The organism is Streptomyces sp. SID5785, assembly GCF_009870065.1.
Classification (GTDB): Bacteria; Actinomycetota; Actinomycetes; order Streptomycetales; family Streptomycetaceae; genus Streptomyces.
The window spans coordinates 1-5,992 of sequence record NZ_WWIA01000179.1; the positions used below are offsets into that span (position 1 = coordinate 1).

5 protein-coding genes are annotated in these 5,992 nt (G+C 69.4%); 4 read left to right on the plus strand and 1 reads right to left on the minus strand.

Annotation, left to right across the window (positions count from 1 at the left end; translation table 11 throughout):
• Positions 1 to 88 precede the first annotated feature (88 nt).
• Both GTW43_RS05485 and GTW43_RS05490 read left to right on the plus strand, forming a co-directional pair.
• Complete coding sequence (locus tag GTW43_RS05485) at positions 89 to 1,093, plus strand: GDP-mannose 4,6-dehydratase (protein ID WP_161300483.1); 1,005 nt, start codon at positions 89 to 91, stop codon at positions 1,091 to 1,093.
• 204 nt (positions 1,094 to 1,297) lie between these two features.
• Positions 1,298 to 2,878 carry a TrkA C-terminal domain-containing protein gene (locus tag GTW43_RS05490; protein ID WP_161300484.1) on the plus strand — a complete coding sequence of 527 codons (1,581 nt, stop codon included), beginning with the start codon at positions 1,298 to 1,300 and terminating at the stop codon, positions 2,876 to 2,878.
• 327 nt (positions 2,879 to 3,205) lie between these two features.
• On the opposite strand, the gene GTW43_RS05495 is transcribed toward GTW43_RS05490, so the two are convergent.
• Positions 3,206 to 3,625: a MarR family transcriptional regulator gene (locus GTW43_RS05495; protein ID WP_161300485.1), complete on the minus strand. Its 420-nt coding sequence runs from the start codon at positions 3,623 to 3,625 to the stop codon at positions 3,206 to 3,208.
• Positions 3,626 to 3,695: 70 nt separating this feature from the next.
• On the opposite strand from GTW43_RS05495, the gene GTW43_RS05500 reads away from it, so the two are divergent.
• Both GTW43_RS05500 and GTW43_RS05505 read left to right on the plus strand, forming a co-directional pair.
• Positions 3,696 to 5,105 (plus strand): MFS transporter, encoded by a 1,410-nt coding sequence (locus tag GTW43_RS05500; protein WP_237536425.1) that lies wholly within the window; start codon positions 3,696 to 3,698, stop codon positions 5,103 to 5,105.
• A gap of 434 nt (positions 5,106 to 5,539) precedes the next feature.
• Positions 5,540 to 5,992: hypothetical protein (locus GTW43_RS05505; protein ID WP_161300487.1), on the plus strand; the 453-nt coding region annotated here is incomplete at its 3' end.

Genomic DNA, 5,992 nt, shown 5'->3' on the forward strand with positions numbered 1-5,992 from the left:
ACGCTCACGCCGCAGATCTGCTCGCCGAGACGGTCGTCCGTCTCGCGGGCGGTTCCGTCACCCGTTCCCGTACTCAGGAGTTCACCGCATGATCAGCACCATCGACTGGACCGGCCGCACGGCCCTCGTCACCGGGGCAGAGGGCTTCATCGGCTCCACTCTCGTGGACCAGCTCGTCGAACGCGGCGCGCGCGTCCGGGCGTTCGTCCACTACAAGCCGTACGCCGAGAAGGGCCACCTCGCCCGCTATCTCGACGACCCCGACGGACCGGTCGAGTTCGTCGCCGGGGACATCGGCGACGCGGGCCGGGTGATGGACGCGGTCGAGGGCTGCGACACGGTCTTCCATCTCGCCGCGCTCATCGGCATCCCCTACAGCTACGACGCCCCCGGGGCGTATGTCCGCACCAACGTCGTGGGCACCGAGAACATCGCCGAGGCGTGCCGCCGCCACTCGGTCCGGCGCCTGCTCCACACCTCCACCAGTGAGGTGTACGGGACCGCCCTGACCGCCCCGATCAGCGAGGACCATCCGCTGCAGCCGCAGTCGCCGTACTCCGCGTCCAAGATAGGCGCGGACATGATGGCGCTCTCCCACTGGCACGCGTTCGAGCTTCCGGTGACGGTCGTGCGGCCGTTCAACACCTACGGACCCCGCCAGTCCGCCCGTGCCGTCATTCCCACGATCCTGGCCCAGCTGCACTCCGGCGCACGAGAGGTCCGGCTCGGCTCTCTGACCCCGACCCGCGACTTCACGTACGTCACCGACACCGCCGCCGGGTTTCTGGCGCTGGCCGACTGCGAGCGGGCCCTGGGCGAGAGCGTCAATCTCGGCACCGGGCAGGAGGTCTCGATCGGGGACCTCGCCGAAGCTCTCATCTCGGCGTCCGGCAGGGACGCGGAGATCGTGGTGGATCCGGCGCGACTGCGGCCCTCCGGCAGCGAAGTACAGCGGCTGCTCTCGGACAACACCCGGGCGCGCACCTGGGCGGGCTGGGAGCCCGAAGTGGACCTGGAGGAAGGGCTGAAGCGGACATCGGCATGGGTGGCGGAGCACCTCCATCTCTTCGCGCCCGGCCGCTACCAGGTCTGACACGTCCGGCAACGTGTCCAGCGGGGACTGCTCTGCTCCGGCAGTCCCCGCCGCGGCGGGCGCAGCTACTGCGAGTCCGACCAGACACTCCGCGCACTGCAGCTCTGCAGGGTGCACACCTCGGTCCGGATGGCGCCCGGTCCATGTCTGAAAGATCATGGCCGAGTCAGACAGGTGCGCTTCGCGGAAGGAAAAGATCCGGCTGTGTGGCACTTCTTCGCGAACAACCCGTGGGTGACCGTCTTCTCCGTGATCACGGTGGGGGCGCTGCTCGGGATGGTCCGGTTCGGGCCGGTGAAGCTGGGCGCGGCAGGCGTGCTGTTCGTCGGTCTCCTCATCGGCGCGCTCGACCCCGACATCGGCCCGGCCGTCCCGGCGGGCGTCTCCGCTCTCGGACTCGCCCTGTACGTCTACACGGTCGGCCTGGAGTCGGGCCCGGCGTTCTTCCGTGAGCTGCGCGGCCAACTGGCCGTGATGGCCGGTGCGATCGTCGCCCTCGCCGTCACGGCCGCCGTCGTCGGTTTCATCGGGCATCAGGGCTTCGGGATCAGCGGCCCGTTCCTCGCCGGCGGCTACGCGGGGATCGGGACCACCACGCCCGGTCTGGCGGCTGCCCAGGCCGCCTCCGACGACCCCGCCCAGCCGGCGGTCGGCTACGCCATCGGCTATCCCCTGGCCGTGGTCATCACCATCGTCTTCGTCGCGGCGATCGCCGCCCGTCGCAGGTGGAAGGCCCGCCGGGACCCTGATTCCGGCCTCCCGTCCACGCTCGTCACACACACGGTGCAGGTGAACCGTCCTGCCCGCTGGGCCGATGTTCCGGGTGTCGGCAGCGGCCGGGTCCTGGCGTCGGAAGTGCGTCCCGATGGGGGTGAGAGCGCCGTCGCCCACGGTCTCGACCGGTTGGCGCCCGGCGACCGGGTCGTGCTGGTCGGCGGCGAGAGCGACCTGCGTTCCGCCACGGCGTACCTCGGTGTCCCTGCGGCCGTCGACCTCCTGGAGGACCGTCACACGGTCGACTACCGCCGCGTCCTGCTCACCGACCCCGCCCTCGCGGGCCACACGGTCAGTGAGCTGGAACTCAAGGACCGTTACGGCGCGCTGGTCAGCAGAGTCCGGCGCGGGGATTTCGACATGCTCGCCCACGACGATCTCGTGCTCCAGCTCGACGACCGGCTCAGGGTCGTCATGCCCCGCGAGCAGGCCGCCGCCGTCAGCGCGTATCTCGGCGACACGGAGACCAAGGTCAGCGAGGTGAGCGCCGTCAGTCTCGGGCTCGGTCTCGCCCTCGGCTTTCTCATCGGTATCCCCTCACTGACGCTCGGCAGCACCACCCTGGCCCTCGGGACAGGCGCCGGCCCGCTGGTGATGGGCATGATTCTCGGCTGGCGCCGTCGCACCGGCCCCCTGGTGTGGACCCTCCCCACCCGCGCCAATCTCACCCTTCGGCAGATCGGTCTCCTGCTGTTCCTCGCGGTCGTCGGCCTCACCTCGGGGTACTCCTTCCGCCAGAACGCGTTCTCCGTCTTCGGGCTGAAGCTTCTGGCGGTCCTCGCGATCGGCGCCGTGGTCAGCTACGCGTTGATGGTGCTGGTGGCCCGGTGCCTGGGACAGAGCCGGGAACGCACCATGGGACTTCTGTCCGGCTACGTCGGCAACCCCGCGATCCTCTCCTACGCCAACGGTCGGGCCACCGACAGCCGTATCAACGCCGGGTACTCCACCCTCTTCGCCCTGGCCATCCTCGTGAAGATCGTGTGCATCCAACTCATCGTCGGCCTCTGACCACCGGCGCCGCGCCCTGCTCCACGCGGCCGGTGCGGTCGACCGGCGTCCGGTCTGCCGGTTTCGGCGCGCGTAGGGCGTCGGGCCGTCAGGCCGTCACAGAGCATGGCGAAGGCGGTCCACCGCCTCGTCCCACGCCTGGGCGTCTGACGATGCGCCCGCCACGAGTCAGGGCGGGCCGTGCCTCGCCCGACCGGGTACGCGGGAGGAGGCGAGACCGGGAGCCAACGACCGCTGCTTCACTGAGAGTTCGCTGCCGGGTGGGCGTTTGAGGCATGCCTGGGAAGACCGGCCCGCAGGTGCGTGCAGCGCGGAATCCGCTGCACGCTAGTCCAGCGGCTTGAGCAGGGCCTTGAGGCGCTCGAGCAAGGCCATCGCTTCGTCGGGGTCGCTGGTGGCGGCCACCAGGGCCGGGGCGATGGACGCGCTGCGGACCGCTGCCACCCTCGCCGCCGCCTTGGGATTGGGCCGCAGCAGCGTGCGGCGGCCGTCCTTCGGGTCGGGTTCCGCGACGACGGCCCCCGCGGTTCGCAGGCGGGCTGCGGCGTCGGAGACCTGACTCTGGGCGAGTCCGGTGCGTTTGGCGATCCCGGTGACCGTGGTGCCGGGGTTGTCCTTGATGTCTGCGGTGACCACCAGGACGCTGCGGGTGCTGGTCGGGTGCGCACCGATGCCCTCGGTCGGGATGGCCGCTTCGGCGATCTTCTGGAGGCGCAGCCCCAGCAGGAACAGCTCGTCGACGTTCATTCCCGAAGTGTATCTGATTCAGATGCATCTACTATTGATGCATCTGAATCAGATGGATATGCTCAGTGGCATGACGAAGCTGCGCGGAAACCCCTGGGCCGTCCTGGCCACCCTGTCCCTCGGGTTCTTCATGACCCTGCTCGACATGACGATCGTGAACATCGCCATCCCCGACGTGATGCGATCCCTGCACGCCGACCTGGACCAGGTGATGTGGGTGATCAGCGGCTACGCTCTGGTCCTCGCGGCCCTCGTCGTGACAGCCGCACGCCTCGGCGACATGAAGGGCCAACGCAACCTGTTCGCCACGGGCATCGCGCTGTTCACCCTCGCCAGCGCGGCCTGCGGCCTGGCGACCGGACCCGCAGTACTGATCACGGCTCGCGCCGTCCAGGGCCTCGGGGCGGCACTGCTGGTGCCGCAGACCATGGCAATGATCGTCGCCACCTTCCCCGCCGCACGGCGCGGCACAGCTCTGGGCGTATGGGGCTCCATCGCAGGCCTGGCGACACTCTCCGGGCCGACCCTCGGCGGCCTCCTGGTCAGCGTGGCCGGGTGGCGCTGGGTGTTCTTCATCAACATCCCGATCGGCCTGCTCGTCCTGGCCCTGACCTACTGCTGGGTTCCCGACCTGCGTACCGGCCGTACCCACCGGCTCGACCTGACCGGCATGCTGCTGTCCACCGCCGCCCTGACCCTCTTCACGTTCGCCGTCATGGAGGGAAACCGCTACTCCTGGAACGCCTGGATCTGGGCTCTGGCGGCGGCCGGCGCGGCGCTCGGCGCGATCTTCCTACGCCATCAGGCCCGCCGCCAGAACGCCGAACCCCTCATCCCCTTCGCCCTGTTCACGAACCGCGACTTCACCCTCATGACCGCGCTCATGGCAACCATCGGAGCCGTGCTGATCGGCGCCATCGTCCCGCTCGGCCTGTTCCTCCAGCAGCAACTCGGCCTCAGCCCCCTCCATGCCGGACTCGCCCTGGCACCCTCCCCGCTGATCTCACTGGCCGTCTCCCCGCTCGCCGGACGCCTCAGCGACCGCATCGGCGGCCGCCGCGTCCTGCTCGCCGGACTGCTGCCCTTCGCCATCGGACTCACCGCCGCAACCCTCCTGACGCACGACGGAGCCCACCCGCTCACCTTCACCGTCCCGCTGATGTTCATGGGCCTCGGCACCGGATGCATGATCGCCCCGCTGTCCACCGAAGCCATGCGGCACGTCCCACCCCACCTCGCCGGCGCGGCAGCAGGCATCAACAACACCGCCCGACAACTCGGTTCCGCCCTCGGCGCCGCAGCCACCACCGCCCTCCTGAGCCTCGGCGACTCCCCCCTCACCGGCATTCACCTCGCCATGACCCTGCCCATCGCGCTCCTCGCCGCCGCCGCACTCGGACTCGCCGCCACCGGATCACGGGCGGCCGCTCCGGCGCCCCACACGCCCACCCGCCGAGCGGAGCACCGAACCTCCAGGTGAACTCCCCAGCCCCGTACGAGACACGACACTCCACCCGACCCGAAGATGCCCGGTCCCGCCAAGAGCCTGAGGTGAACAACCCGGGTGCGGAAGGACCTGCCCGAGTTGCGCGCCGGCAGAGCGCCGAGGAGGTCAATGAGGTGAGGGCCGCCGTCACCGTATACGCGAACCAGGTCCAGGTCCCGGTCCCGGCCCTGCGCACTGCCGAGCTGAAGGTCTATGCGGTCGAGCTTCGAGGTCAGACTGCCCAAGCGACCGGTGGCAGTGTCTGGCCGCTGTGTAGCCTTTCGATCTGTTCGAACGGGATGAGGAGACCGCCGGTGGATGCCGAAGCAACCCATGCTGCGATCCAGCTTCCCGAAGGGACCTGAGCCGCCCGCCCACAGCTACGCTGATCTGGGCAGTCCACAACGAGCAATACCCCGGGGAGAACCGTGAACCGACCGCTGCTGTTCCTCGACGTGGACGGGCCGCTCAACCCCTACGCGGCGCAGCCGGAGAGGCGCCCCGACGGCTACACCACACTCAGAGTTCCCCGGAACGACGCCCACAAGGACGACAGAGGCCTCTCATCCCGACGACGCCCCCTACGAGTCTGGCTCAACCCAGAGCATGGACGAATTCTGCTCCAACTCGGCTTCGAACTGTGCTGGGCCACCACATGGATGGACGACGCCAATCGGTGGATCGCACCGGTCCTCGGCCTTCCGGAACTTCCCTTCGTCGATTTCGGGGAGACCCTGCTCCAACATCGCCCTGACGGAGTCCACTGGAAGACCGGACCGCTCGTGACCTACGCAGGCGGCCGTCCCTTCGCCTGGGTGGACGACGAGCAGAGCGAGCTGGATAAGGCGTACGTGACGGCCCACCACCAAGGGCCCGGGCTC

Excerpts from the sequence above, each read along its gene's own strand:
- GTW43_RS05485 (WP_161300483.1), top strand. The coding sequence starts at position 89 with ATGATCAGCACCATCGACTGGACCGGCCGCACGGCCCTCGTCACCGGG.
- GTW43_RS05495 (WP_161300485.1), bottom strand. The coding sequence starts at position 3,625 with ATGAACGTCGACGAGCTGTTCCTGCTGGGGCTGCGCCTCCAGAAGATC.
- GTW43_RS05500 (WP_237536425.1), top strand. The coding sequence starts at position 3,696 with ATGACGAAGCTGCGCGGAAACCCCTGGGCCGTCCTGGCCACCCTGTCC.